General features: G+C 70.0%; 23 protein-coding genes and 1 pseudogene. 8 read left to right on the top strand and 16 right to left on the bottom strand.

Annotated elements, in window-relative coordinates:
- Window positions 1-10: 10 nt before the first annotated feature.
- Window positions 11-1576, bottom strand: coding sequence for a periplasmic substrate-binding domain-containing protein (locus GVO57_RS11390; protein WP_160593237.1), 1566 nt, complete (start codon window positions 1574-1576; stop codon window positions 11-13).
- A 23-nt stretch (window positions 1577-1599) separates the two neighbouring features.
- Between GVO57_RS11390 and GVO57_RS11385 the strand changes: the two genes are divergently transcribed.
- Both GVO57_RS11385 and GVO57_RS11380 read left to right on the top strand, forming a co-directional pair.
- Window positions 1600-2676: a DUF2336 domain-containing protein gene (locus tag GVO57_RS11385; protein ID WP_160593236.1), complete on the top strand. Its 1077-nt coding sequence runs from the start codon at window positions 1600-1602 to the stop codon at window positions 2674-2676.
- A complete protein-coding gene (locus GVO57_RS11380) occupies window positions 2673-4058 on the top strand; it encodes a sensor histidine kinase (protein WP_160593235.1) in 1386 nt (461 codons plus the stop codon). The genes GVO57_RS11385 and GVO57_RS11380 overlap by 4 nt, the downstream gene beginning before the upstream one ends.
- A 29-nt stretch (window positions 4059-4087) precedes the next feature.
- Here the strand turns inward: GVO57_RS11380 and GVO57_RS11375 are convergent, their stop codons facing one another.
- Genes GVO57_RS11375 through gltX form a run of 3 tightly spaced genes read right to left on the bottom strand, consistent with a single transcriptional unit; the run spans window position 4088 to window position 7426 of the window.
- Complete coding sequence (locus GVO57_RS11375) at window positions 4088-4624, bottom strand: DUF3833 family protein (RefSeq protein WP_160593234.1); 537 nt, start codon at window positions 4622-4624, stop codon at window positions 4088-4090.
- A gap of 4 nt (window positions 4625-4628) precedes the next feature.
- The gene (locus GVO57_RS11370) at window positions 4629-5912 is read right to left on the bottom strand and encodes a citrate synthase (protein WP_160593233.1); all 1284 of its coding nucleotides are present in this window, start codon (window positions 5910-5912) and stop codon (window positions 4629-4631) included.
- Between the two features lie 41 nt (window positions 5913-5953).
- Window positions 5954-7426 (bottom strand): glutamate--tRNA ligase, encoded by a 1473-nt coding sequence (gene gltX, locus GVO57_RS11365; RefSeq protein ID WP_160593232.1) that lies wholly within the window; start codon window positions 7424-7426, stop codon window positions 5954-5956.
- Between the two features lie 73 nt (window positions 7427-7499).
- Between gltX and GVO57_RS15650 the strand changes: the two genes are divergently transcribed.
- Together GVO57_RS15650 and GVO57_RS15645 are read left to right on the top strand one after the other, a co-directional pair.
- Window positions 7500-8297 (top strand): ComEC/Rec2 family competence protein, encoded by a 798-nt coding sequence (locus GVO57_RS15650; RefSeq protein WP_268830433.1) that lies wholly within the window; start codon window positions 7500-7502, stop codon window positions 8295-8297.
- Window positions 8297-9586, top strand: coding sequence for a ComEC/Rec2 family competence protein (locus tag GVO57_RS15645; protein ID WP_268830449.1), 1290 nt, complete (start codon window positions 8297-8299; stop codon window positions 9584-9586). Before GVO57_RS15650 ends, GVO57_RS15645 begins: the two co-directional genes overlap by 1 nt.
- Here GVO57_RS15645 and lexA read toward each other — a convergent pair.
- The 9 genes from lexA to GVO57_RS11315 form a co-directional block, all read right to left on the bottom strand.
- On the bottom strand, window positions 9580-10242 hold the full coding sequence (lexA, locus tag GVO57_RS11355; RefSeq protein WP_160593231.1) for a transcriptional repressor LexA: 663 nt from the start codon (window positions 10240-10242) through the stop codon (window positions 9580-9582). The two genes, GVO57_RS15645 and lexA, sit on opposite strands and share 7 nt — an antisense overlap.
- Before the next feature lie 57 nt (window positions 10243-10299).
- Window positions 10300-11499 carry a molybdopterin molybdotransferase MoeA gene (locus GVO57_RS11350; protein WP_160593230.1) on the bottom strand — a complete coding sequence of 400 codons (1200 nt, stop codon included), beginning with the start codon at window positions 11497-11499 and terminating at the stop codon, window positions 10300-10302.
- Window positions 11500-11568: 69 nt separating this feature from the next.
- Window positions 11569-12072, bottom strand: a complete 504-nt coding sequence (gene moaC, locus GVO57_RS11345) for a cyclic pyranopterin monophosphate synthase MoaC (protein WP_160593229.1) — start codon at window positions 12070-12072, stop codon at window positions 11569-11571.
- A 2-nt stretch (window positions 12073-12074) separates the two neighbouring features.
- Window positions 12075-12845, bottom strand: a complete 771-nt coding sequence (gene trpC, locus GVO57_RS11340) for an indole-3-glycerol phosphate synthase TrpC (RefSeq protein ID WP_160593228.1) — start codon at window positions 12843-12845, stop codon at window positions 12075-12077.
- Window positions 12842-13840, bottom strand: coding sequence for an anthranilate phosphoribosyltransferase (trpD, locus tag GVO57_RS11335; protein ID WP_160593227.1), 999 nt, complete (start codon window positions 13838-13840; stop codon window positions 12842-12844). The genes trpC and trpD overlap by 4 nt, the downstream gene beginning before the upstream one ends.
- Window positions 13837-14427 (bottom strand): anthranilate synthase component II, encoded by a 591-nt coding sequence (locus GVO57_RS11330; RefSeq protein ID WP_160593226.1) that lies wholly within the window; start codon window positions 14425-14427, stop codon window positions 13837-13839. The genes trpD and GVO57_RS11330 overlap by 4 nt, the downstream gene beginning before the upstream one ends.
- 79 nt (window positions 14428-14506) lie before the next feature.
- On the bottom strand, window positions 14507-15556 hold the full coding sequence (locus GVO57_RS11325) for an alpha/beta fold hydrolase (RefSeq protein ID WP_160593225.1): 1050 nt from the start codon (window positions 15554-15556) through the stop codon (window positions 14507-14509).
- A 124-nt stretch (window positions 15557-15680) separates the two neighbouring features.
- Window positions 15681-17192, bottom strand: a complete 1512-nt coding sequence (locus GVO57_RS11320) for an anthranilate synthase component I family protein (RefSeq protein ID WP_160593976.1) — start codon at window positions 17190-17192, stop codon at window positions 15681-15683.
- 65 nt (window positions 17193-17257) lie between these two features.
- Complete coding sequence (locus GVO57_RS11315) at window positions 17258-19195, bottom strand: peptidylprolyl isomerase (protein ID WP_160593224.1); 1938 nt, start codon at window positions 19193-19195, stop codon at window positions 17258-17260.
- 227 nt (window positions 19196-19422) lie between these two features.
- On the opposite strand from GVO57_RS11315, the gene tpiA reads away from it, so the two are divergent.
- On the top strand, window positions 19423-20172 hold the full coding sequence (tpiA, locus tag GVO57_RS11310; protein ID WP_160593223.1) for a triose-phosphate isomerase: 750 nt from the start codon (window positions 19423-19425) through the stop codon (window positions 20170-20172).
- Window positions 20173-20270: 98 nt separating this feature from the next.
- On the opposite strand, the gene GVO57_RS11305 is transcribed toward tpiA, so the two are convergent.
- Window positions 20271-20771: a vgr related protein gene (locus GVO57_RS11305; RefSeq protein WP_160593222.1), complete on the bottom strand. Its 501-nt coding sequence runs from the start codon at window positions 20769-20771 to the stop codon at window positions 20271-20273.
- A 48-nt stretch (window positions 20772-20819) separates the two neighbouring features.
- Window positions 20820-21305: a copper chaperone PCu(A)C gene (locus GVO57_RS11300; protein WP_160593221.1), complete on the bottom strand. Its 486-nt coding sequence runs from the start codon at window positions 21303-21305 to the stop codon at window positions 20820-20822.
- Window positions 21306-21499: 194 nt separating this feature from the next.
- On the opposite strand from GVO57_RS11300, the gene dnaK reads away from it, so the two are divergent.
- Both dnaK and dnaJ read left to right on the top strand, forming a co-directional pair.
- Complete coding sequence (dnaK, locus tag GVO57_RS11295; protein WP_160593220.1) at window positions 21500-23395, top strand: molecular chaperone DnaK; 1896 nt, start codon at window positions 21500-21502, stop codon at window positions 23393-23395.
- 112 nt (window positions 23396-23507) lie between these two features.
- A pseudogene (gene dnaJ / locus GVO57_RS11290) lies at window positions 23508-24625 on the top strand (molecular chaperone DnaJ).
- A gap of 192 nt (window positions 24626-24817) precedes the next feature.
- Here dnaJ and purB read toward each other — a convergent pair.
- On the bottom strand, window positions 24818-26134 hold the full coding sequence (purB, locus tag GVO57_RS11285; RefSeq protein WP_160593219.1) for an adenylosuccinate lyase: 1317 nt from the start codon (window positions 26132-26134) through the stop codon (window positions 24818-24820).
- Between the two features lie 215 nt (window positions 26135-26349).
- On the opposite strand from purB, the gene GVO57_RS11280 reads away from it, so the two are divergent.
- A complete protein-coding gene (locus GVO57_RS11280) occupies window positions 26350-26739 on the top strand; it encodes a calcium-binding protein (protein WP_160593218.1) in 390 nt (129 codons plus the stop codon).
- The last annotated feature ends 28 nt before the right edge of the window (window positions 26740-26767 follow it).

The following is a 26767-nucleotide window of genomic DNA, read 5'->3' as shown; positions in this document are numbered from 1 at the left end:
CGAGAGGGGGTCAGCGCCGCGGCTGGATCAGCCGGTCGAGCGGGTGGACCGCGCGCGGATTGTCGCGGAACAGATTGAACCGCTGCGCGACCACTGACCAGCGCAGCGGCCGGGCGATGGGGATATAGAGCGCCGCTGCCCCGATTCCCCGGTCCGCCACGGTCAGCAGGCGGCCGCGCTCGGCAGGGTCGGTCGCGGCCCGCGCGGCGGCCAGCGCCTCGCCGGCCTCGGCCGGGCAGATGGCGGGCGCGGGGCAGGCGAGCCGCGCCAGATACCAGATCGCGCTGGGTGCGGGCGCGACCTCGTCGATCAGCAGCAGATCGGCCTCGGCGCGGCTGGCGGGCAGGGCGGTGACGCCGATCCGCCGCCAATCGGCGGCAAGCGCTGCGAACATCAGCCGGCTGCCGGGGCCGGGCGGCAGAAACAGCCGCACCTCCGCCGTGCGCCCGCGTCCGCGCGCCAGCCACATGGCGATCCGCCCGGCAGCGGTCGCGCGCCGATCCGCAAGACCCAGAGTCGCCCATTCGGGGACGTGAGGGGCCGCCGCCGTGCCATAGGGCTGGGGCAGGACCGCCAGATCGGGCCGCCAGCGCGGCGCATCGAGCAGGCGGCCAAGCGCATCGCGGTCGATCGCCATGGCCAGCGCCGCCCGGTTGCCGGGGTCGCCCGCCAGCCCGCCGCCGCGTGCGGGCACGAGGCCGAGCAGCCCTTCGGCAGGATCGGTCCGCACCAGCCGCGCCGGAATGGCGGCGGCGCGGACCAGCGGCCAGTCGACCACGCTGCCGCCCAGCACCAGATCGGCATGGCCGAGCGAGAATCGCGCCAGCGCCCGCGCCGCAGGTTCGCCGCGCAGCCATAAAGCAGGCGGCGGCGGGGTGTCGGCTGCGGCAAGCGGGGTCAGCGTCAGCCAGCCGCCGCGCCGCGCCCCGCCACGAAAACCGCCGCCGCTGTCCGGTCCCGGCACCGCCCCGGCAACCGCCAGTTCGGGCCGGGCGAGCAGATCGAGCAAAGGTGGCCGGGGCAGTTTGAGGCGCATTTCGATCACATCGGGCGTCATCACCGCCACTTCGTCGATGGCGGCGAGCGCCGCGCCCAGCGCCGTTGTCCGTTGCCGCGCCAGCGCCGCGCGCAGCCGCCGGGCAACCGCGTCCGCGCTCACCGGCCGCCCGGCCAGCCGCGCGTCGCGGTCGAGCCGGAAAATCGCGCTCAGCCCGTCATCGGTCACGATCCAGCGCTGGGCGAGCGCCGGGCGGATCTGGCCATTTTCATCGAACGTCACCAGCCCCGCGCCGGTCATCGTCGCCAGCATCCGGTCGGCCTGACCGGTGGCGGGGCCGACCCGGTCGGGCCGCGTGACCGGATCGCCGACGATGCTGGCCCGGATCGGCCCGTCGCCCGCGCGGCTGCCGCAGCCGCCCAGCAGCGCCAGAGCGCCCAGCAGCGCCGCAAAGCGGCGGCCGGTCAGGCCATGGCCGATGCCGCGCCCGGGGGATGATCGATGCACCATCGCGATCTGCTCTATGCCCGCCGGTGCCGCCCGCCAAGCGCCAAGCGTGACGCTTAACGCGGTCTTCATCCTCGCCGGGCTAAGCCGCTGCCATGGCCCTGACTGCGCGCGAAGACGAAGGCGGTCCGCTGGCGGGTGCGCCCCGCCTGCTCGCCGCGGCGGCATATGCCGCGCGCGAGGCCGATGCGCGCGTGTCCGCCGCGCTCAACGATCTGTTCGTCCCCGAACGCCACCGGCCCAATGATCGCCAGCGCTCGGCGATTTCGGCGATGATCGATGCGCTGGTCGAGGATCTGGAAAGTGACTTGCGGCTGGGGCTGATCGAGCGGCTGGGCGAGACTGCGCCGCCCGCCATCGGCGTCGCGCGTATCGCCATTGCGCGGCCGATCTTCGACCGGGCAGGCGTGCTGCGCGAACGCGATCTGGTCGCGCTGCTGCTCGCGCGTGCCGAGGAGCACCGGATATCCGAGGGCATTCGCCGCATCGCCGCCGCCGATCCCGAACCGGCCGGCGCGACGCCGCTCGCCATCGCGCCCGAACTGGAAATGCCCTATCTGATCGCGGAGAGCCGGCGCAGCGACGGCGCGGGCGAACCCACGCTGTCGGCGCGCGACCTGCCGGCCGATCTGCTCGTCCGGCTGGCCTGGTGGACGGCGGCGGCGCTGCGCGACTATCTCGACCGCGCGTCGCCGCTCGATCCGGCTGCGCGCGACGAATCCCTCCAGGGCGCGGTGTTTGAACGGCTGGCCGCACATGATGAAAGCCAGACGCTTGAAGGGGCGGCGATGCGCGTCGCACTGGCCGGCCCCGCCGATGACGAGGCGATGTTCGAGGCGTTCCGGCGCGGCTATTTCAGCCTGTTCGTCGCCAATCTCGCGGTCAGGGCGCGGGTCGATTACATGTCGGCATTCGTGATCGCGACCGATCCGGGCATCGGCGCGCTGGCGGTCGCGCTGCGGGCGATCGAGGCGCGCACCGAGGTGGCGGCATCGATCCTGCTGCAGATGGCGGCGATCAACGGGCTGAGCGAGGCCAAGCTCGAGGAACGGATCAACGACTATCTCGATCTCGATCTGGCCGAGGCGCGCGAAGCGATCCGGCCCTGGCGGCTGGACCGCGCGTTCCGCGCCGCCATCGCCGATATCGGCCGCGAAAGGCGGGCGCGATGACCCGCGTTGCCGAGGGGTTCATCGACGGTGAGGGGCGGCTGGTGCGCGCCGATCCCGCGCTTGCCCGGTTGCAGGAGGCGGCGGGCGGCGCGATCGGCCAGGTCATCGCCGTGCCACAGATCGCCACCCTGGTCCGGCTGGCCCAGCGGCTGGGCGTGCTGGTGTCGCGCTGCGTGATTGCGGCTGACGGGGCTGATGATCTTGATCTGTGGGTGCAGGCCAAGCCTGAGGGCGGCGGGGTGGCGCTCTCGGTCGGCGGCTGGGCGCGGCGTCCGGGCCGGTCGGGCGATGACGGTTTTGGCCGCCGCGTCTATGATTTCGTGCGGTCGCGCGGCGACTGGCTGTGGGAAACCGATCCGGCGCTGAAGCTCACTTCGGTCACCGATCCGGCGGGCGAGGCGATGATCGGCGCGCCGCTGACGCGGCTGTTCCATTTCATTCCCGGTGCCGATGGCGACCTGCCGATCCTGGAGGCGATTGCCGCGCGGGCCCGGTTCGAGGGGCAGGAGGCGGAGGTGCGCGGCTCCGGCCAGCGGGTGCGGCTGACCGGCCTGCCGTTGATTGACGGCGGCGGCCGCTTTGCCGGCTATCGCGGCAGCGCGTTTCTGGTCGATGCGCCCGCCGCCGCCGAACCCGCTCGGCCTGCCCCGGTGGCCGATGAGGTGCCGGAGCCCGAGACCCGCGATCCTGGCGAGCCGGTGACGGCCGATGGCAATCCGTTCGGGACGCGGCTCGACACCGCGCTGCGCCAGCCGCTCGCCCGGATTGTCGAGCGGGCCGAGAGCATCGGCGCGCAATCCGGCGGGCCGATCCGGCGCGATTATGCCGATTATGCGACCGACATTGCCGGGGCCGGGCGGCATCTGCTCGCGCTTGTCGACGATCTGGTCGATCTGCAGGCGGTCGAGCGGCATGATTTCCAGCCACTGGCCGATCTGATCGATCTGGCCGATCTGTCCCGGCGCGCGGCGAGCCTGCTCGGCATCCAGGCGGGTGACCGCGGCGTCCGCATCGATCCGCCGGCGATGGACGAAAGCCTGCCCGCGCGCGGCGATTACCGCCGCACCTTGCAGATCCTCGTCAATCTGATCGGCAATGCCGTGCGCCATTCGCCCGAAGGCGGCATGGTGTGGGTGCGCGCCGAACGCGAGGGCGCGCGCGCGATCATCGTCGTCGCCGATCAGGGGCATGGCATTGACCCTGCCGAGCATGAGCGGATTTTCGAGAAATTCACCCGTATCGCACCCAGCGATCCGGGGGGCAGCGGGCTTGGCCTCTATATCGCCCGCCGGCTCGCCCGCGCGATGGGCGGAGACCTGACCGTGGACAGCGCGCTGGGGCAGGGCGCGCGGTTCGTGCTCGCCCTGCCGTCCGGCGGCTGAACGGCCCGGCTGGTCCCGGCGCGCCGGGCTCAGCGCGTCGGGCCGACCCGCCGGATCACCTCGTCGAGCGTTGCGACCCTCAGCCCGCGCAGCGTCACGGTCATGCGGTTGACCGCGCTCTGCCCGTCGGCAGCGAGGTCGATCTGCTGCACGGCGGTAAAGCCGCCGCGCATCGGATAAGCGATGGTCAGCCGGTTGCCGGTCACCCGCGCGGTCACCAGATCGGTCGCATCCGACATATGGCCGCGATATTCGCCCGGCACGCCGGTCGGCCGCAGCCGCCACAGCCGCCGCCGGTCCGGATGGCCGGTGCGGCTGACCCGCTGACGCAGCACCAAAGTGCCGTCGACGAGCAGTTCGCCGGTGCCCGACACGCTGACCGCTTCCGGATCATGCCAGCGCCGCGCAAGGGTGCCGCTGCCTTCGGTCCGGCCGACGAAGAACGTCGCCGGATCGAACACCGGGCCGGGCGACGGCAACGCCGCCGTCGCGCCGGGCCGGGCACAGGCTGCGAGCGGGGCGATGCCGACCAGCGCGAGCAGGATCGGCACCGCCCGGCGGCGCATCGTGTCAGCGCTGGTCGAGCGGGACATAATCGCGCTGCGACGGCCCGGTGTAGAGCTGGCGCGGGCGGCCGATCTTCTGTTCGGGGTCCGAGATCATCTCGTTCCACTGCGCCACCCAGCCGACGGTGCGGGCAAGGGCGAACAGCGCGGTGAACATCGAGGTCGGGAAACCGATCGCCGACAGGATGACACCCGAATAGAAATCGACGTTCGGATAGAGCTTCTTCTCGACGAAATAATCGTCCTTGAGCGCGATCTGTTCGAGTTCGCGCGCAACGTCGAAGATCGGATCGGTGACGCCCAGCTTTTCCAGAACCTCGTTCGCGGTCTTCTGCATCACCTTGGCGCGCGGGTCATAGTTCTTGTAGACCCGGTGGCCAAAGCCCATCAGGCGGAACGGATCATTCTTGTCCTTGGCGCGGGCGATATATTCCGGAATCTTTTCCGGACGGCCGATTTCGCGCAGCATGTTGAGCGCCGCTTCGTTTGCGCCGCCATGCGCCGGGCCCCACAGGCAGGCGATGCCCGCCGCGATGCAGGCGAAGGGATTGGCGCCCGACGAACCGGCCAGCCGCACGGTCGAGGTCGACGCATTCTGTTCGTGATCGGCGTGCAGGATGAAGATCTTGTCCATCGCCGCTTCGACCACCGGATCGACCTGATAGGGCTCAGCCGGCACGCCGAAGGTCATGCGCAGGAAATTGCCCGAATAGGACAGCGAGTTGTCCGGGTAGAGGAAGGGCTGGCCGACCGAATATTTATACGCCATCGCCGCGATGGTCGGCATCTTGGCGATCAGCCGGTGGCTGGCGACCATCCGCTGGTGCGGATCGGTGATGTCGGTCGAATCATGGTAGAAGGCCGACAGCGCGCCGACGACGCCGCACATGACCGCCATCGGATGCGCGTCGCGGCGGAACCCGCGATAGAAGGTCGCCAGCTGCTCGTGCAGCATCGTGTGGCGGGTGATGGTGTAGGTGAACTTGTCCAGCTCGTCCTTCTTCGGCAGCTCGCCGTTCAGGAGCAGGTAGCACACCTCCATGAAGCTCGACTTTTCGGCGAGCTGGTCGATCGGATAGCCGCGATGGAGCAGGATGCCCTGATCGCCGTCGATATAGGTCAGGCCCGATTCGCAGCTGGCGGTGGAGGTGAAGCCCGGATCATAGGTGAAGGCGCCGGTCTGGCCGTAGAGCTTGCGGATGTCGATCACATCCGGGCCGACACTGCCCTTGCGGACCGGCAGGTCGATTTCGGCTCCGCCCAGCGTCAGTTTCGCCATGTCAGTCATTCATTCTGCTCCTCAACCAATCGTCACGCGGGCGCGGCGGGTCATGCCGCCAGCCGGTCGGCCAGCCGTGCCAGCGATTCGTCGCGTCCCAATAGAACAAGCACGTCAAAAATTCCTGGCGAAGTCGTGCGCCCGGTCAAGGCCGCACGCAGCGGCTGCGCCACCTTGCCAAGGCCGATGCCCTCGGCTTCCGCGACCGCGCGGACGCCGGCATCGAGCGCCTCGGCCGACCAGTCGGTCACCGCTGTCAGGCGTTCATGCACAAGACCCAGCAGGCGCGTGCCGTCGCCTTCCAGCAGGGCGGCGGCCTTTTCTTCCATCACGAGCGGCCGGCTGGCGAACAGGAACATCGCCCCGTCAGCGATTTCGTGGAGATTCTTCGCACGCGGTTTGAGCTCGGGCATCGCCCGCCCGACCAGCGCCAGATCGGCGTCGGTGAGCGCACGCCCCAGCACGGCTGCAATGCGCGGCGCGGCCAGCGCGGCGAGCCGGGCGTCATCCGCCTCGCGCAGATAATGGCCGTTCAGATTTTCGAGCTTTTTCAGGTCGAAGCGTGACGGCGAACGGCCGACCCCGCCGATATCGAACCATTCGGTCGCCTGCGCCCGCGAAATGATTTCCGCATCGCCATGCCCCCAGCCGAGGCGCAGCAGATAGTTTGACAGCGCCTCGGGCAGGATGCCCAGTTCGTCGCGATAGGCATCGACGCCCAGCGCCCCGTGCCGCTTGGACAGCTTGGCCCCGTCCGATCCGTGGATCAGCGGGATGTGCGCATAAGCCGGCTCCGGCCAGCCCATCGCGCGGATGATGCCCAGCTGGCGGAAGGCGTTGTTCAGATGATCGTCGCCGCGGATGACATGGGTGACGCCCATGTCGTGATCGTCGACGACGACGGCGAGCATATAGGTCGGCGTTCCGTCCGACCGCAGCAGGATCATGTCGTCCAGCTCGCTGTTCTGGACGACCACGCGGCCCTGCACCAGATCGTCGATCACCGTTTCGCCGTCGCGCGGGGCCTTCAGCCGCACGGCAAAGGGCTTGCCGTCCTGCTCCGGCCCCGGCGCGCGGTCGCGCCAGCGGCCGTCATAGCGCATCGGCTGTTTCGCCGCGCGCTGCGCCTCGCGCAGTTCGGCCAGTTCCTCGGGCGTCGCATAGCAGCGATAGGCATGGCCGCTCGCCAGCAGCGCCTCGGCCACCTCGGCATGGCGGGCGGCGCGCTGCGACTGATAGACCACGTCGCCGTCCCAGTTCAGGTCCAGCCAGGTCATCCCGTCGAGGATCGCGTCGATCGCCGCCTGGGTCGAGCGCGCCTTGTCGGTATCCTCGATGCGCAGCAGGAACTTGCCGCCATGATGGCGGGCGAACAGCAGGTTGAACAATGCGGTGCGCGCACCGCCGATGTGCAGGAACCCCGTCGGCGACGGGGCGAAACGGGTGACGACGCTGCTTGCGCTCACGCGCGGTTGCTCCCAGGCTGTGAAGAACGTGATGGTGACCGGCGACGCCCCTAGCATGGCCGTCTGGCCGCGACAAACCACGGGGTTGCCCGGGGCGGGCCGGGGCGTCGCTGCCCCCCTGCAACGGGCCTTGAGCCGGATCGAGAGCTGGCTCGATGGTGAGCGTGATCAGCTGCCGCTGTGGCTGCCGGTCGCGTTGGCGGCCGGTATCGGCGGCTGGTTCGCCTTGCCCGGGCCGGTTGAATGGTGCGTGCTGATCCTGTCGGGCGCGGCGGTGGCGGCGCTCGGGCTCGCTCTCGGCGCGCATCGGCGGCTGGGGCACGGCCTGATCTGGGCCGGGATGGTGCTGGCGCTGGGCTGTGCGCTCGTCTGGGGGCGGGCGCTGATCGTGGCGGCACCGGTGCTCGACCGGCCGGTCGTCACCGGCTTTGCCGCCGAGATCGACTCGGTCGGGCAGCTGACGTCGAGGCGCTCGCTCCGCCTTGTCCTGCGCCCGCTCGACCGGCCGGACCTGCCGCCGCGCGTCAGGCTGACCGCGAAGCAGGAGATGGCCCCCGCCGACCTGATGCCCGGCGACCGCATCCGCCTGACCGCCCGGCTGGCCCCGCCGCTGCCGCCGGCCATGCCCGGCGCGCATGATCCGGCGCGCGCGGCCTGGTTTGCCGCGATCGGCGCGAGCGGCCGTGCGCTCGGCCCCGTGGCCCGGCTGGCGCGCGCGCCGCCGGACCGCGCATCCGGGCTGCGCGTCCGCCTGTCCGCGCATATCGCGGGTGCCCTGGCGGCGCGCCCCGCCGGCATTGCGGTGGCGCTGGCGACCGGCGATCAGGGACGGGTCAGCGCCGGGGATCAGGACGCGCTGCGTCGCGCGGGACTGGCCCATTTGCTGTCCGTCAGCGGCCTGCATGTGACCGCGCTGGTGGGGCGGTGATGTTTGTCGTGCTGCGGCTGCTGGCGCTCAGCCCCGGGCTGGCGCTGCGCTGGTCGCTGCCGCTGGTCGCGGCGGCGGCCGGCGCGATGGCCGGCGCGGGCTATGCCTGGCTGACCGGGGCCGAGGTGCCGACGGTGCGCGCGCTGGTGGCCGCCCTGCTGGTGCTGGCCGGGCTTGCGCTGGGGCGCGAGGCGATCACGCTCAGGCTGGTCGCGGCCGGGGCGCTGGTCGTGCTGGCGCTCTGGCCCGAAGCGCTGATTGGCGCGAGCTTCCAGTTCAGCTTTGCCGCGGTGACGGCGATTGTCGCGCTGCACGATCATCCCGCGTCCCGTCGCCTGTTCGCGCGGCGGGAGGAGGCGGCGCTGGCAGCCGCGCTGCGCGCACTGGCGGCGATCCTTGCCAGCGGGCTGGCGGTCGAGATCGCGCTTGCGCCGATCGCGCTGTATCATTTTCACCAGCAGGGCGTGTATGGCGCGCTCGCCAATCTGGCCGCCATCCCGCTGACGACCTTCGTCATCATGCCGGCAGAAGCGCTGGCGCTGGCGCTCGACGCCGCCGGGCTGGGCGCGCCGCTCTGGTGGATCACGGGCCGGGCCATCGACCTGCTGCTGGCGCTGGCGCAGCTGACGGCGGCGGCCCCCGGGGCGGTCCTCCGTCTGCCGCTGATGCCGGGCGGGGCGGCGCTGGCGATGCTGGCCGGCGGACTGTGGATGCTGCTCTGGACAAGGACGCACCGCTGGCTGGGGCTGGCCCCGGCGCTGGGCGGCGCGGTCTGGGCGGTGGCGCCGCCGCCGCCGGACCTGATCGTCACCGGCGATGGCCGGCATGTCGCCGTGCGCGGCCCGGCGGGCGACTATGCGGGCATCCGCGCGGGCAATGGCGGCTTCGTCGACATGATGCTGGCCGATGCGGTGGCAAGCGACAGCCCGCTGGCCAGCCTTGCGCTGTCACCTGATGCGCGGTGCAGCCCCGATGCCTGTGTGGTGACGATCATCCGTCAGGGCCGGACATGGCGGATGATGGTGACCCGCACCGATCTGATGATGCCTTTCCAGCCATTGGTTGCCGCATGCGCCGCCGCCGACATCGTCGTCAGCGATCGCCGCCTGCCGGCCGGCTGCCGCCCGCGCTGGTTGAAGCTTGACCGGCCGGCGCTGGCGCGCAGCGGCGGCGTTGCCATCCGCTTCGGCCGCCAGCCATCGCTGGCCCATGCCATTCGCCCGGATGACCGGCACCCGTGGCGCATCTCCCGCCCGCAGCCGCGTGGGTGGAGCATCGCCGCTCAGTAGCGGCGCAGCAGCCCCGCCAGACAGCCCTGCACGCGGACGCGGTTGGGCGTGTAGCGCTGCGGATCATAAGCGCGGTTGGCCGGATCGAGCCGCACCATCGCGCCCTCGCGGCGGAAAAATTTGAGGGTTGCTTCCTCATCGTCGATCAGCGCGACCACGATCTGCCCGTCGCGCGCCGTCTCGGCGCGGCGGATCAGCGCATAATCGCCGTCGAGGATCCCGGCTTCGACCATCGAATCGCCAGCCACTTCAAGCGCATAATGTTCGCCCGGCCCCAGCAGAGCGGCGGGAACCGACAGGCTCGACTGCCCCTCCAGCGCCTCGATCGGGCTGCCCGCGGCGATCCGGCCATGAAGCGGGATGTCGAGCACATTTTCGTTGGCGGCCACCGGCGGGGCGGCGGGGCTGGGCGCGCGCGTCTTTTCCGCCGGGGCACCGCCGCCATCGGGCAGGCGCAGCACCTCAAGCGCGCGGGCGCGGTTGGGCAGGCGGCGGATGAACTGCCGCTCCTCCAGCGCGCCGATCAGGCGGTGGACACCCGATTTGGACTTGAGGTCGAGCGCCTCCTTCATCTCCTCGAACGAGGGCGACACGCCACTTTTGGCGAGGCGGTCTTGGATGAAAAGGAGCAGTTCATGTTGCTTGCGCGTCAGCATCGCCTCGCCCTTGGCTGGGAACGAACAAGGAACGTGTAGGAAACATGCGCAGACGCGTCAAGCAATGATGTGAACATCGGCGAACGCGCCGGCAGGCAATGCCGGGGCATGAGCGGGGCGGATGATCAGCGCATCGGCGCGGGCAAGCCCGGTCAGCACCCCGCTGTCCTGAACCCCCACCGGAAAAACACGCCCATCGGCCACGCGACCGCGCAGATAATCGGCGCGTGGCCCGACTGCGGGCAGCGCCTCGCCAAGCGGCAGCGACAGGGTGGGCGGCAGCGGCGCAGTCGCCCCGCCCATCGCCGCGATCAGCGGCATCAGGAACAGCGCCGAGGTGACAAAGGCCGAGACCGGGTTGCCCGGCAGGCCGAGCACCATCGTCGCGCTCAGCTGCCCGGCCATCAGCGGCTTGCCCGGCCGCATCGCGATCCGCCAGAAATCGAGCGTCGCCCCGCAATCGGCAAGCGCCGGCTGCACCAGATCATGGTCGCCCACCGATGCGCCGCCGATCGTCACCAGAATGTCCGCCTGCGCCGCCGCATCGGCGATCGCGCGGGCGAGCGCGGCGCGGTCGTCAGCGATGATCCCGCAGTCGCTGACCATGACCGGCAGGGCGGCGAGCTGCGCCGCGATCATCGCGGCATTGGCGGCGTGGATCTGGCCGGGGCGAAGCGGCGCGCCCGGTGCCGCCAGCTCGTCCCCGGTCGACAACAGCGCGATGCGTGCCCGGCCGCGCACCGGCAGCACGGCATGGCCGCCAAGCGCCGCCAGCCCGATCCGGGCCGGGGCGATCCGTGCCCCGGCAGGGATCAGCGTATCGCCGGCGGCAAAGTTCATCGCCCGGCGGCGGACATGCGCGCCCCGCCGGTCGGGCCCGTCCCCGGCCAGGGTCAGCCGGTCGCCGTCGCGCCGGGCGTCTTCCTGGACAAGGATGGTGTCTGCCCCGGCTGGCAGCGGGGCGCCGGTAAAGATGCGCGCCGCCATGCCCGGGCCGATCGGTGCGGCGGGCATCCGGCCGGCGGCGATGGTGGCGGTCACCTGCCATGGTCCGGGCAGATCGGCATGGCGGATCGCATAACCATCCATCGCCGACAGGTCGGCAAAGGGGTGATCGACCCGCGCGACAACATCCTCCGCCGCCCAGCGGCCGGCGGCCTCGGCCAGCGGCAGCAGCGCGGGGGGAAGCAGCGGCGCTACGGCAATCAGCCGCGCCTGGGCTTCGGATACGGGAAGGAGGGACGGGGCGGGCGTCATCGCCGGTTCCTGCCACAGCAGGGCGCGCGCGTCATCGTGCGCCCTGTGGTGCCGGAGGCTTTCGTCGCCTCAGGCCTGCCAGTCGCCCGACCGGCCGCCGCTTTTGGCAACCAGCCCGATGCCGTCGATCCGCATTCCCCGGTCGAGCGCTTTCGCCATGTCATAGACCGTCAGCAGCGCGACCGACACGGCGGTCAGCGCCTCCATCTCCACGCCCGTCGGCCCGGTGGTGCGCGCGGTGGCGGTGGCGGTCACCCCGTCGGGTGCGGCATCGAGATCGATCGTGACGCCCGACAGGGCGACCGGATGACAGAGCGGGATCAGATCGGCGGTGCGCTTGGCGGCCATGATGCCGGCGATGCGCGCGGCGGCCAGCACGTCGCCCTTCACCACCGTGCCCGCCGCGATCGCCGCCGCCGCCTCTGCCGACATCAGGATGCGTCCCGCGGCAATGGCGGTGCGCAGGGTGGCGGGCTTGGCCGACACATCGACCATCCGGGCATGGCCGGCGGCGTCGAGATGGGTCAGGCCTTCCCTGTCGCCGCCACCCTCTGCGTCCCGCTCCCCGGCCATGGTCAGCCGACCAGTGCCCGGGTCGCGGCCTCGACATCGTCGGCGCGCATCAGCGTTTCGCCGATCAGGAAGCAGCGCACGCCGCGTTCGGCCATCGCGTTCAGATCGGCGCGGTGCGTCAGCCCGCTTTCGGCGACAAAGGTGCACCCGGCGGGGGCGCGGCCGACAAGTTCATATGTCCGCTCAAAACTGACCGAAAAGTCCCTGAGATCGCGGTTATTGACCCCGATCAGCCGCGACTTGAGCGCAAGCGCCCGGTCCAGCTCGGCGGCGCTGTGCACCTCGACCAGCGCGTCCATGCCCAGTTCGATCGCCGCCGCTTCGATTTCGGCCATCTGGCCATCGTCGAGCGCGGCGACGATGATCAGGATCGCGTCCGCGCCCAGCGCGCGCGCCTCGCGCACCTGCCACGGATCGACGATGAAATCCTTGCGCAGCACCGGCAGCGCACAGGCCGCGCGCGCGGCGACCAGATCGGCATCGCGGCCCTGGAAATAAGGCTCGTCGGTCAGCACCGACAGGCAGGATGCGCCGCCCGCCTGATAGGCGCGGGCATGGGCGGGCGGGTCGAAATCGGCGCGGATCAGCCCTTTGGACGGGCTGGCCTTCTTGATTTCGGCGATCAGGCCATAGCCGGGCGCGGAATCGAGCGCGCGGCGAAACCCGCGCGGCGGCGACTGGGCGGCGATCAGCGCATCGAGATCGGGGTTGAGCGCGCGGCGACGGGCGGTGTCCGTCACCTTGAAGGCGCAGATTTCCTGAAGCTTGTTCATCGATAGGCGATCCAGCGTTCGAGCAGGTGCAGCGCGCTCTGGTCGTCGATCGCATGGGCGGCGCGACGGGCGCCGTCCTTCAGATCGGCGGCCTCGCCCGCCACCATCAGCGCGGCGGCGGCATTGAGCAGCACCGCGTCGCGATAGGCGCCGGGGCTGCCCATCAGCAGGCGGCGCAGCGCAGCCGCGTTATAGGCGGCATCATCCCCTTTCAGCGCATCAAGGGCGTGCGGCTGAAGGCCCGCATCGCGCGGCATGACGCGGTGGACGCTGTCGCCCAGCATGCCGACCGACACCATCGTGCTCGGTCCCGCGATCGACAGTTCATCGAGCGGCTCGTCGCCCGCGACCAGCAGCGCCGCTTGCAGCCCGACACGCCGCGCGGCATCGGCATAGACGGGCATGAAATCGGGCCGCGCAATGCCGATCAGCTGCCGCGACACCCGCGCCGGGTTGCACAGCGGGCCGACCAGGTTGAACACCGTCCGCCGCCCGAGCGCGCGGCGGATCGGGGCCAGCGGGGCCAGCGCCGGATGGTGGATCTGCGCAAACAGGAACGCGATGCCCAGGTCATTCAGGCTGCGCTCGGCGGTTGCCGAGGCGACATCGAGGTTCAGCCCGAGCGCCTCGAGCGTGTCCGCCGCCCCGGCCTTGGACGAGGCCGCGCGGTTGCCGTGCTTGGCGACGGGCACGCCGCAGGCCGCGACGACGATCGCGACGGCGGTCGAGATGTTGAGGCTGTGCTGTGCATCCGCCCCGGTGCCACAGACGTCGATGGCGTTTGGCGGCGCATCGACCGGCAGCATCCGGGCGCGCATCGCCTGCGCGCAGGCGGCGATTTCCGCCGCCGTCTCGTCGCGCAGCGACATGTCGGCAAGGAAACGGGCGATATCGTCATGGGCGGGCTTGCCGTCCAGAATGTCGCCAAAGGCGCGCGCCGCGGTGTCGGCGTCGAGCGGGACGCTGGCATCGGGCAGGATGGTGATCGTCGTCATGCCGGCTCCCTGACCGGCAGGCCGGCCGCGCGCATGAAATTGGCCAGCATCCGGTGGCCATGCTCGGTCGCGATGCTCTCGGGATGGAACTGGACGCCGTGGATCGGCAGGCTCTGATGGCGAAAGCCCATCACATGGCCGTCATCGCTGCGCGCATTGACGACCAGTTCGGGCGGCAGCGTGTCTTCGGGCACGACCAGCGAATGATAGCGGGTGGCGGTGAAGGGCGAGGGCAGGCCTGCGAACAGCCCGGTGCCGTCATGGGTGACCGGCGACGTCTTGCCGTGCATCAGCCCGCCGCGCACCACCTTGCCGCCGAAATGCTGGCCGATCGCCTGATGGCCAAGGCACACGCCGAGCAGCGGCCGCCCGGCAGCAGCACAGGCGGCGACCAGATCGAGCGAGATGCCCGCTTCGTTGGGCGTGCAGGGGCCGGGCGAAATCAGAAAGGCCTGCGCGCCCGATGACAGCGCCTGACCGGCCGACAGCGCGTCGTTGCGCACCACATCGACCTCGGCCCCCAGCTCCATCAGATAATGGACGAGGTTCCAGGTGAAGCTGTCATAGTTATCGATGACAAGGATCATGGCCGGGGGCTTTAGCCGCCATGCCCCCGGTTCGTCACGCACGGAATCCGGGCGCTGCGCCTGCCTGTCGGGGCCATGTTCAGCGCCCTTCGCTGCGCGCGAGCAGCGCCACCAGCTCATGCTGCCAGAACCGCGCCCATGTATGGGTGCCGTGGCCGCGCGTCTCGGCGCTTTGCGGGATCAGGATGAACTTGCCCTGCGGCAGGCGGCGGGCCGCCGCCTCGGCAATGCCCAGGCCCGGCGGATTGATGAAATCATCGGCCGAGTTCACCCAGGTGACGGGCATCGTCATCCGCTCGAGCCCTGCCGCCGGATTGTAGGTCCTGGAACTGTCGAGCTGCCAGATCAGGTCATTGGCATCGCGCCCGGCGATGGTGCGCGCAAATGCGGTGTCGAGCGCGGCTTCGGCGGCAATGCGCGTCGGGGCCTGCGCCTGGGCCTGAACCGGGTTCAGCCCGGCGACGAGCAGCAGGCTGGCGGCGGTGCGCAGCCCAGCGAGCGGCTGGGCCGTGTAATCGCCGCCGCGATAGGCGGGATCGGCGCGCACGGCATCGATCGCCAGCTTGCGCCACATGCGGTTCTGGCCGGCGATCTCGACCGGCAGGCACGCCATCGGCATCATCGCCTGTACGCGTTCGGGCCGGGTGGTGCCCCAGACAAAGCCGTGCATGCAGCCCATCGATGTGCCCATCAGCAGCCGGAGCCGCCTGACGCCCAGATGGTCGAGCAGCCGGGCCTGCGCATCGACCATGTCGGCATAGTCATAGGCGGGAAAGCGCGCCTTCAGCCCGTCGCTGGGCTTGGACGACGCGCCATGGCCGATATTGTCGGGCAGGATGATGAAATAGCGCGCTGTGTCGAGCGGCTGGCCCGGCCCGAACAGCGCATCGGCGAACTGGGGCTGGAAGAACTGATGCCCCGATCCGCCGGTGCCGTGGAGGATCATCACCGCATTCGTGACCGCGCCCGATGCGTCGCGCTGCGGCGTGCCGAGCGTCGTGTAATGCAGCTTCAGCTCCGGCAGCACTTCCCCGGTGTGGAAGCGGAAGTTCCTGAGCGTCAGATCCTGCTCGCGCGCGCCCGCCGGGGCGGCGGATGCCGGCTGGCTGAGCGCGAGTGCCGCGAGCATCGCCGCGCCGGGCCATAAGCTGAGCAGGCGGCGGAGCCGGGAAGCAGTCGGGCGGCGGGGCGGGCGGGCTGTGCTCATTCTTCCATGTTAGGGGCGACCACGGCGCGAATCCACACCCCTCAGGCTATTGCCCGAAACCGGGATCGAGCGCGCGAACAAGCGCCTCGCGCGCGGCGGCGAACAGCGCGCCCGATTTGGCCTCGCACTCGCGCTGTTCGGCGGCGGGATCGCTGTCGGCGACGATGCCGGCCCCGGCCTGGACGTGCATCTGCCCGTCCTTGACCACGGCGGTGCGCAGCACGATGCAGCTGTCCATCGACCCGTCGGCCGAGAAATAGCCGACGCCGCCCGCATAGGCACCGCGCGTTTCCGGCTCCAGCTCGGCAATGATCTCGCACGCGCGGACCTTGGGCGCGCCCGACACCGTGCCGGCCGGAAAGCCGGCGAACAGCGCATCGAGCGCGTCGCGCCCGTCGGCCAGCCGCCCGACCACGTTCGACACGATGTGCATGACGTGGCTGTAAAACTCGATCGTGTAGCTGTCGGTCACGCGCACGCTGCCCGGCGCGGCCACCCGGCCGACATCGTTGCGGCCAAGGTCGAGCAGCATCAGATGCTCGGCCCGTTCCTTGGGATCGGCGAGCAGGCTGTCGCGATTCTCGGCATCTTCGGTCGCGGTCCGCCCGCGCGGCCGGGTGCCGGCGATCGGGCGGATCGTCACCTCGCCGCCGCGCGCGCGCACCAGAATCTCCGGGCTGCTGCCGGTGAGCGCAAAGCCCGGCAGGTCGAGGAAATAAAGGAAGGGCGACGGATTGATCCGCCTGAGCGCGCGGTAAAGATCGAACGGCGGCAGCGGGAAGGGCGCGGTGAAGCGCTGGGCGAGCACGACCTGAAAGATATCGCCGGCGCGGATATAGTCCTGCGCGCGCACGACCATGTCGCGGTACTGGCCGGGCGCAAGGTGCGGCGTCACGCTCAGGTCGGTGACGGCCGGCGGTGCGGTGCGCGCTGCGGTATCGCCGCGCGCCGCCAGCCGGGCGGCGGCGGCGTCGATCCGCTCCCGCGCGTCGGCGATGCGGGCTGCCGGATCGGCAGCGCCGTCACCCGGCCAGAGCGGGGCGATCAGGAACAGCTCGTCGGTCAGCCGGTCGAACACCAGGATCAGGGTCGGGCGCACGAACAGCATGTCGGGCAGCGCCAGCGGATTGGCCGGCGGCCGGGGCAGGTTTTCGATCAGGCCGAACGTCTCATAGCCGAAATAGCCGACCAGACAGGCGAGCGCCGGGGGCAGTTCCGCCGGCACATCGGCACGGCATTCGCCGACCAGCGTGCGCAGTGCCGCGATTGCCGGGCCGGCGGGGATGAAATCGTCCCGGTCGTGCAGCCAGTTGCGGTTGATCTCGGCCGTGTCGCCGACGGCGCGGAAGACGAGGTCCGGTGCCAGCCCGATCAGGCTGTGGCGGCCGCGCGTCTGCCCGCCCTCGACCGATTCCAGCAGGAAATCGCCGCGCCCCGGCTCGATCAGCGCAAGCGCCGCGCCGACCGGGGTGTGGACATCGGCGATCTGCCGCCGCCAGACAAAGGCGGGCCGCCCTTCGGCCAGCGCCTGCGCCACCGCCTGATCGTCGCTTGCCATGGCCGTGCCCGTTCCCATGCCCGCGCCCGCGCCCGCCGGGGCAGCGCCCACGCCGTGCTGTGTCATCAGGGCGCTGCCGGGCCGATCAGGTCGCGCTTCAGCGCGCCGACCGCTGCCTGGTTGATTTCGCTGCCCAGTTCGCGGCGGGCGGCGGCGATCAGCTGCTGCGCATATTCCTGGCCCAGCACCGGGCCGAACTGCGCCTGCGACGCCTGGATCAGCGCCGGCTGGCCGCGCGCATCGCCGGGGACGATCTGGTCGACGCGCACCACATACCAGCCCGCCATGTCGGCGGCGGGCGCGAGCCGCGCCCCGCCGGCGCGCGGGCCGAACAGCGCATCGAGCCGGGGATCGACCGGCCGGCCCGCCTGCAGCAGCTCGCGCCGCTGCCCTGCAATGGCCGCAGGCGCGGGCAGGGCGGCCCCCGCCGCGCGGGCGGCGGCGGCAAGATTGTCGCCGGCCTTCAGCCGGGCGAGCACCCGGTCGGCGGCGGCGCGGGCGGCGGCAAAGCCCTGATCGCGGCCAAGATCGGCGACCAGCCGGTCGCGGATCGACGCCATCGGGCGCGGCGTCGGCGCGACGATCTGGCCGACCTTCAGGATCACCGCCCGTTCATTGGCTGCGACCTGTTCGACCACCGGATCATCATCCGCCTCGCTGTCGAACGCGACCTTGAGCACGGCGGCCAGTTCCGGCGCGACCGGCGCGTCGGGCGCAGCATCGGCGGTGCGCCCGGTCGCGAGCAGCGGCTGGGTGGTGATGCCGGTCAGCTTGTTGGCGGCGACCACTTCGTCGAACGTCCCGCCATTGGCGATCGCATCGTCGATCCGCGCGATCAGATCGGCAAAGGCCTGTTCGCTCTTGGTTTTGAGGATGCCGGCGGCGAGTTCGCCGCGCACATCGGCAATCGTCTTGCCCGGCACGGTGCGGACCTGATCGACGCGGACGACATGCCAGCCGAGCGGCGAGCGCGTCGGCGCGGCGATCCGGCCCTGCGCGGTCTGGAACGCCGCCGCGGCGACTGCATCGGCGCTTGCCGTCGCATAGGCCTGGCGGGTCTGGCCGGTCAGCCGCGCGGCTTCCAGCCCGATGGCCCGCGCGGCGGCATCGATCGTCGCCCCGCCTTCGATCCGCCGGGCGAAATCGCGCGCCGCGCTTTCGGACGGCAGGATCACCTGGCTCAGATCGCGGGTTTCACGCGGGGCATATTCGGCCTTGGCCGCATCATAGGCCTTGGCGATTTCCGCATCGGTCGGCGCGGGCACGGCAAGCGCCGCGCGCTCGATCACCGCATAGCGGAGCACCCGGCGTTCCGGGATCGTGTAACGGCCGATATTCTGCCGGTAATAGGCGGTCAGCTCGGCCTCGCCGGGTGCCTTGGGCGCGAACGCCGCCGTCGGCACGAACAGCGCCTGGCCGCGCCGCTGTTCGAGCAGCATCGACGCATAGGGCAGCGCGAGGCCAAGCGGCGCGCGCGTGCCGCCAGCCGCCGGCACGATCAGCTGGTTGGAATATAGATCGCGAGCGAGTTCCGCGCGGACCTGCTTTTCGCTCAGCCCCTCGCGCGCCAGAAACGCTTCATATTGCGACTGGTCGAACCGCCCGTCGAGGCCGCGAAACGCCTGCGCGCCGGCGATCAGCCCGTCTTCGAGCTTACGGCTGACGCCCATGCCCGCGCCGCGCGCAAACTGTTCGATGACGAGATCGTCGATCATGCGGTTGAGCACCGCCTCCACCCCGCCCTGGGCGACAAAGCTCTGGATGGTCAGCGCCGGATCCTGCCGCCGCGCGGACTCATAGGCACGCTGCACCCGCTGGCGCAGATCGGCCTGGGAAATCGTCGTCCGCCCGACCCGTGCCGCATTGTCGCCGGTCGCGCTGCCCGGGACCCCGACATTCTGGATGTCCGCCAGCACAAAGCCGGCGGCGATCGCGGCAAGGAACAGCCCAAGCAGCACCACGCCGAACTTGGATTTGGACAGACTGCGAAGCGCGTTGAGCATCGATGTTCCGCAACAAAAATGGGCAGGGCAGACGGACGCGCCGGAACATGCGCCCCGGTGCAGGGCAAGGGCTTTAGGCATTGTCGCGCAGCGGGACAAGCATCGGGCGCATGGCGGGCGGGCTCGCGGAACGGTTGCGCGTGCCGCATGCGATCCTCTACCGGGCGGGCGGAGACCGATCCGGGGGCCACCCGGTCGGAGACCGATCTTGAGGGATGCGAGGGCAGATGAGCACCGGAACACAGGCGCGGCGCAAGCTGGTCGCGGGCAATTGGAAGATGAACGGCGACATGGCAGCGCTCGCCGAGCTGGATGCGATTGCAGCCGCCGCCGCCCTCCACCCGCATGTCGATGTCGCCATCTGCCCGCCCTTTACGCTGATCGCGCCGGCGGCAGCGCGGACGGCGCTGCCCATCGGCGCGCAGGATTGCCATGCGCGGGCGAGCGGCGCGCACACCGGCTGCGTGTCGGCGGCGATGCTGGTCGAGGCGGGGGCGCGGCTTGCCATTGTCGGCCATAGCGAGCGCCGCGCCGATCAGCATGAAAGCGATGCCGAGGTGCGCGCCAAGGCCGAAGCGGTGATGGCGGCCGGGATGATCGCCATCCTGTGCGTCGGCGAGACCGAGGCCGAGCGCGATGCCGGGCGGGCCGAGGATGTGGTCGCGGCCCAGCTGGCCGGATCGGTGCCGCCGGGGGCGAAGGCGGATGCGCTTGTCATTGCGTATGAACCGGTCTGGGCGATCGGCACCGGGCGCACGCCGACGCCGGGCGATGTCGCGGCGATGCATGCCGGCATCCGCACCCGGCTGCGTGCGCTGCTCGGGCCGGAGGCGGACGGGGTGCGCATCCTTTATGGCGGGTCGGTCAAGCCCGCCAACGCGGCCGAGCTGCTCGGCCTGCCCGATGTCGATGGCGCGCTGGTCGGCGGGGCGAGCCTCAAGGCAGCCGATTTCGTGCCGATCATCGCCGCCGCCTAGAGCGGCTTTCGATCCGATTGCATCGGGCCGGCCCTCCAGGTCTCTGTTTTGCGGCGTTTTCCGAACCGTCAGGTGATTCCACCCGGCTTGAAAACACCCTAGCCCGAGAGGGTGCCGAACGGCAGCAGTGCGGCGAGGCGCATCGCGTCTCCGCCGTCCTCGCCCGAAGGCCATGATCCTGCGGCCAGAAAGGCGTGGCGGACAATCTCCGCCTGCTGCTCGATGCCATATCGGGCGAAGGGCCGGCCCGGCTCCAGCCGATAGGTGTAGCGGCAGAAGGGATGCCGCCGCCAGGGCAGGAACAGGCCGGTCTGGTGCTGCCAGACATGCACCATTTCATGGATGAACAGCCCCTGCGCGGCACGCGGCGCGGCGCTGAAATCGGCGTGATAGGCGGGGCTTTCGGGGTGGAACCAGATCGCGCCATCGGGTGCCATCACCACCCGGCGCGGCTGGAGGGGCCACCAGCAGCGCCGATGGATGCGGATGGCCGCGTAATCGACCGCATCGCCGAACACTGACCGGCCAAGATCGATCTCGCCGCCGGTCAGCGGCCTGCCGCCGGCCTGTGCCCGGCGGATCAGGGCGGCGCGGATCATCGCCGTCCGGCCCTTATCGGCCCGTTGCCACCAGCCACGCCGGTCGCGTCATTTGGGTGCGGGCGCACCCACCGCAACGGTGCGCGCCGCGACCTCGATCTGGGTGCCATCGGAGAAGGTGAAGACGAGCGGCATGGTGCGCGGCGGCACGATGCCGGGATTGATGTTCCAGAACATCGCATGGCGCCCGCCGGGCGCGAACGCGACGGTGCCGCGCGCCGGCACATCGACGCTGGTCACCGGCTTCATCATCGTCATGCCATGGCCCTTGCCATCGCTATTGCCATCACCAGCACCGTGATCGGCCATCGTTTCGTGCATTTCGGTGCGGATCGCGACCGGCGAGCTGACGCCGATCAGCTGGACGGCCTTTTCCCCGCCCTTGACCGTGAAATAGCCGGCAGACGGATTGGACGCCACCGGCGAGATGCGCACCCAGGCATCGGTCACCTGCAGCTGCGCTTCTTCCTGCGTGCAGCCGGCGGTTGCCAGCGCAATGCCGGCGGCACAAAGCCCAACAAACGGACGCAACATCGGGTGATCTCCTCTGGCATGGCCGGCGCACCGCGACAGCAGTGGCGCGCGCGCCGGACGGTCGGCCAAAGTCTAGGGTCCGGCGCGACTTGCGGCAAGCAATAGCCTGCCTATATCCGCTTCATCAGTCCGGTCGGGGCTGGCCCAGGGGGGTCGCCGCGACCAGCTTCATCGCAGGGGTGCAAAGAGGTAAAATGGCTAAAGTTATCGGCATCGATCTGGGCACGACGAACAGCTGCGTCGCCGTGATGGAAGGCGGCAAACCCAAGGTCATCGAAAATGCGGAAGGCGCGCGCACGACGCCGTCGGTCGTCGCGTTCACCAAGGATGGCGAGCGCCTGATCGGCCAGCCCGCCAAGCGGCAGGCGGTGACCAATCCGGACAACACGATTTTTGCGGTCAAGCGCCTGATCGGCCGCCGCTATGACGATCCCGTCACCAAGCGCGACACCGAGCTGGTGCCCTATGCCATCTCGCGCGGCCCCAATGGCGATGCCTGGGTGCAGGCGGGCGGCAAGGATTATTCGCCGTCGCAGATCTCGGCCTTCACCCTGCAGAAGATGAAGGAAACGGCCGAGGCCTATCTGGGCGAAACCGTCACCCAGGCGGTGATCACCGTTCCGGCCTATTTCAACGACGCCCAGCGCCAGGCGACCAAGGATGCCGGCCAGATCGCCGGGCTTGAGGTGCTGCGCATCATCAACGAGCCGACGGCGGCCGCGCTCGCCTACGGCCTTGAAAAGCAGGACGGCAAGACGATCGCCGTCTATGACCTTGGCGGCGGCACGTTCGACATCTCGGTCCTCGAGATCGGCGACGGCGTGTTCGAGGTGAAGGCGACCAATGGCGACACCTTCCTCGGCGGCGAGGATTTCGACTCGAAGGTCGTCGAATATCTGGCCGACGAGTTCAAAAAGGCCGAGGGCATCGATCTGCGCGCCGACCGGCTGGCGCTGCAGCGCCTGAAGGAAGCGGCAGAGCGCGCCAAGATCGAACTGTCGTCGGCGCAGACGACCGAGATCAACCTGCCCTTCATCACCGCCGACGCCACCGGGCCGAAGCATCTGGTGAAGACCGTCACCCGCGCCGATCTGGAGCGGCTGGTCGACGATCTGATCCAGCGCACGCTGGAGCCGTGCCGCAAGGCGCTCGCCGATGCGGGCGTGAAGGCGGCGGACATTTCCGAAGTGGTGCTGGTCGGCGGCATGACCCGCATGCCCAAGGTCCGTCAGGTCGTGAAGGACTTTTTCGGCAAGGAACCGCACACCGGCGTCAATCCGGACGAGGTCGTGGCGATGGGCGCGGCCATCCAGGCGGGCGTGCTGCAGGGTGACGTCAAGGACGTGCTGCTGCTCGACGTGACGCCGCTGTCGCTGGGCATCGAGACGCTGGGCGGCGTGTTCACCCGGATGATCGACCGCAACACGACGATCCCGACCAAGAAGAGCCAGGTCTATTCGACCGCCGACGACAATCAGCAGGCGGTGACCATCCGCGTGTTCCAGGGCGAACGCGAAATGGCGGCGGACAACAAGCTGCTCGGCCAGTTCGATCTGGTCGGCATCCCGCCGGCCCCGCGCGGCGTGCCGCAGATCGAGGTGACGTTCGACATCGATGCGAACGGCATCGTCAACGTGTCGGCCAAGGACAAGGGCACCGGCAAGGAACAGCAGATCCGCATCCAGGCGTCGGGCGGCCTGTCCGATTCCGACATCGAGCAGATGGTCAAGGACGCCGAGCGCTTCGCCGAAGAGGACAAGAAGCGCCGCGCCGCCGCCGAGGCCAAGAACAATGCCGAAAGCCTGATCCACACCACCGAGCGCCAGCTTGCCGAGCATGGCGACAAGGTCGATGCGGCGCTGAAGGGCGAGATCGAGGCTGCGATCGCCGAAGCGAAGGCGGCGGTCGAAAGCGGCGATGGCGACCAGATGACCGAAAAGGCCCAGGCGCTCGCCCAGGTGGCGATGAAGCTTGGCCAGGCGATCTACGAAAAGGAACAGGCCGCGCCCGCCGGCGATGCGGCCGAGGCCAAGGCCGATGACGATGTCGTCGATGCCGAGTTCTCCGAAGTGGACGAGAACAAGGGCTGAGTCCCGTGAAACGCAAGCCCATGCCGGTCGGCGCGGGAAGGGGCGGGGCGCATGACGCGTTCCGCCCGGCCCGCCCGGCCGGCATCGGGCTTCGCCAGGCTCTGGGGTCAGCATGAGCACCGAAATCGACTATTACGAGCTGCTGGGCGTCGAGCGCACCGCCGACGATGCGACGATCAAGTCCGCCTATCGCAAGCTCGCGATGAAATATCACCCGGACAAGAATGGCGGCTGCCGCGATGCCGAGGCGCAGTTCAAGGCGGTCAGCGAGGCCTATGACTGTCTGAAGGATCCGCAGAAGCGCGCCGCCTATGACCGGTTTGGCAAGGCCGCGTTCCAGAATGGCGGCGGGGGCGGCGGTTTCCACGCCGGCCAGGGCTTTGACGGCTTTGCCGACATTTTCGAGAGCATTTTCGGCGGCGGCCAGCAGCGCGGCGGGCGCCAGCCCCGGCGCGGTGCCGATCTGCGCTATGATCTCGAGATCACGCTGGAAGAAGCCTATCACGGCACGACGACCGAGGTGACGCTCGACGTTTCGGCGGCCTGCGGCACCTGTGCCGGCACCGGGGCCAAGGCGGGGCGGGCGTGCGCGCCTGCAACACCTGCGGCGGGATGGGCAAGATCCGTTCGCAGCAGGGTTTTTTCGTCGTCGAACGCACCTGCCCGACCTGTCACGGCATGGGCGAGGTGATCGCCGATCCGTGCCAGACCTGCCATGGCGAAGGCCGGGTGGACCAGCAGAAGACGCTGTCGGTCAACATCCCGCCCGGGGTCGATGACGGCACGCGCATCCGCCTGAGCGGCGAGGGCGAATGCGGCGCGCGCGGGGCACCGTGCGGCGACCTCTACATCTTCCTCCATGTCCGCCGCCATGCGATCTTCGAACGCGATGGCACGACGTTGTTCGCGCGCGCGCCGATCAGCTTCACGACGGCGGCGCTCGGTGGCACGATCGTCGTTCCCGGCCTCGACAAGCAGCGCCACGAGATCCGCATCCCGGCCGGCATCCAGTCCGGCAAGCAGATCCGTCAGCGCGGGGCGGGCATGCCGGTGCTGAACGGGCGCGGCCAGGGCGATCTGGTGATCCAGGTCGAGGTCGAGACGCCGACCAAGCTCAACGCCAAGCAGCGCGAGCTGCTGGAACAATTCCGCGCCACCGAAACCGGTGAGGAATGCCCGCAGAGCCACGGCTTTTTCGACAAGCTGAAGGCGATGTGGTCGGGGGAATGACGGGGGCGCACTGACCCGGCACCGGCCCGCTTCCCCACCCGGCGTCCCAACGGCCATATCCTGTGGGAGGCCGGGTGGGGGAGCGGGCCGGTGCAGCCCTTGCGCCGTCGGGCGCAGCACAGACTCCGCCGCACGAAACGCACGATCAGCCAGATAAAAACAGCCGCCGGGGCCCCGGCGGTTGTTTTCGGGTCAGTCCGCCCCGAACACGCGCGCGAAGATCGTGTCGACGTGCTTCAGATGATAATCGAGGTCGAACCGCTCGGCGATCTCGGCGGGCGACAGCCGGGCGGTGACGTCCGGATCGGCCTTGAGCAGCTCCTCCAGCGACAGCGCGCCGTCGGATTCCCACACCTTCATCGCGTTGCGCTGGACCAGGCGATAGGCGTCCTCGCGCGATGCCCCCGCCTGGGTCAGCGCCAGCAGCACGCGCTGCGAATGGATGAGGCCGCCCATGCGGTTCATGTTGCGCGCCATCCGCTCCGGATAGACGAGCAGCTTGTCGATCACCCCGGTCAGCCGGGCGAGCGCGAAGTCGAGCGTCACCGTCGCGTCGGGGCCGATCATCCGTTCGACCGACGAATGGCTGATGTCGCGTTCATGCCACAGCGCGACATTTTCAAGCGCCGGGGTCACATAGCCGCGCACCATGCGGGCGAGCCCGGTCAGATTTTCAGTCAGCACCGGATTGCGCTTGTGCGGCATCGCCGACGAGCCCTTCTGGCCGGGGGAGAAATATTCCTCCGCCTCCAGCACTTCGGTGCGCTGCAGATGCCGCACCTCGGTCGCCAGCCGTTCGACCGACGAGGCGATGACGCCCAGCGTGGCAAAGAACATCGCATGGCGGTCACGCGGGATCACCTGGGTCGACACCGGCTCGATGGTCAGGCCCATTTTCTCCGCGACATGCGCTTCGACGCGCGGATCGATATTGGCAAAGGTGCCGACCGCGCCGGAAATCGCGCAGGTCGCGACATCGTCGCGCGCCGCGATCAGCCGGGCGCGGTTGCGCGCGAACTCGGCATAGGCCTGGGCAAGCTTCAGCCCGAAGGTCACCGGTTCGGCATGGATGCCGTGGCTGCGGCCGATGGTCGGGGTGAGCTTGTGCTCAAAGGCGCGGCGCTTGAGCACCGCCAGCAGCGCGTCGAGATCGGCAATCAGCAGATCGGCCGCGCGCTTCAGCTGCACGGCAAGGCAGGTGTCGAGCACGTCCGAGCTGGTCATGCCCTGATGCAGGAAGCGCGCCTCCTCACCGGTGCGTTCGGCGACATGGGTGAGGAACGCGATCACGTCATGCTTGGTCTCGGCCTCGATCGCATCGATGCGCGCAATGTCGAACGGCGGCGCGGCTGCATGGGCTGCCCAGACCTTTTCCGCCGCCGCGCGCGGCACGATGCCCAGCTCGGCCATCGCATCAAGGGCATGGGCCTCGATCTCGAACCAGATCTGGAAACGGGTCTCGGGCGCCCAGATGGCGACCATTTCGGGCCGGGAATAGCGGGGGATCATGCGCTGTCTCTGGTTGCGGGCCGGTGGTCGCGGGCCTCTGGTTGCGGGCAGGGTCGAACGGTTCGTCGCGCGCGTCGCACGGACTCGCGGCGAGCCGCGCGATAGCAGGGACGGGCAGGGGCGGCAAATGGTCGCCGGGGCGGAACGGACGAAAGCGGGGCGGCGTTCACGCCCGTGGTTGATCAGCCAAAGCCAATGCTATTCAGGAGTTTATCATGTTGAAGAGCCTCATGCTTGCGAGCGCGGCGCTGATCGCGGCTCCGGCCGTGGCGCAGGATGCGACCACCCCCGCAGCGCCCCAGTCGACCAGCTCGCCGACGTCGCCGACGTCCATGCCGACCGACACCGCACAGACCGGTGCAGCACAGGCCGTCGCCCCGATCGAGCCGCAGCCCGGCGCGGCCGCCGATCCGGTCGCGGCCACGGTCGCCGCCGAATGGGCGACCTATGACGCCGATGGCAGCGGCAGCCTGTCCAGGTCCGAGTTCACCAAATGGATGGTCGCGCTGCGCGCCAAGGCCCCGAACAGCAGCCGGTGGCCGATATCAGCGCCTGGGCCAATGCCGCTTTCGCCCAGGCCGATGCCGACCGCAGCAAAAGCGTGAGCCAGGACGAGCTGCAGCGCTTTCTGCG

It is taken from the genome of Sphingomonas changnyeongensis (assembly GCF_009913435.1).
GTDB lineage: Bacteria > Pseudomonadota > Alphaproteobacteria > Sphingomonadales > Sphingomonadaceae > Sphingomonas_B > Sphingomonas_B changnyeongensis.
The sequence above is the reverse complement of the archived record's forward strand: the minus strand, read 5'-3'. Positions and strand labels throughout refer to the sequence as shown.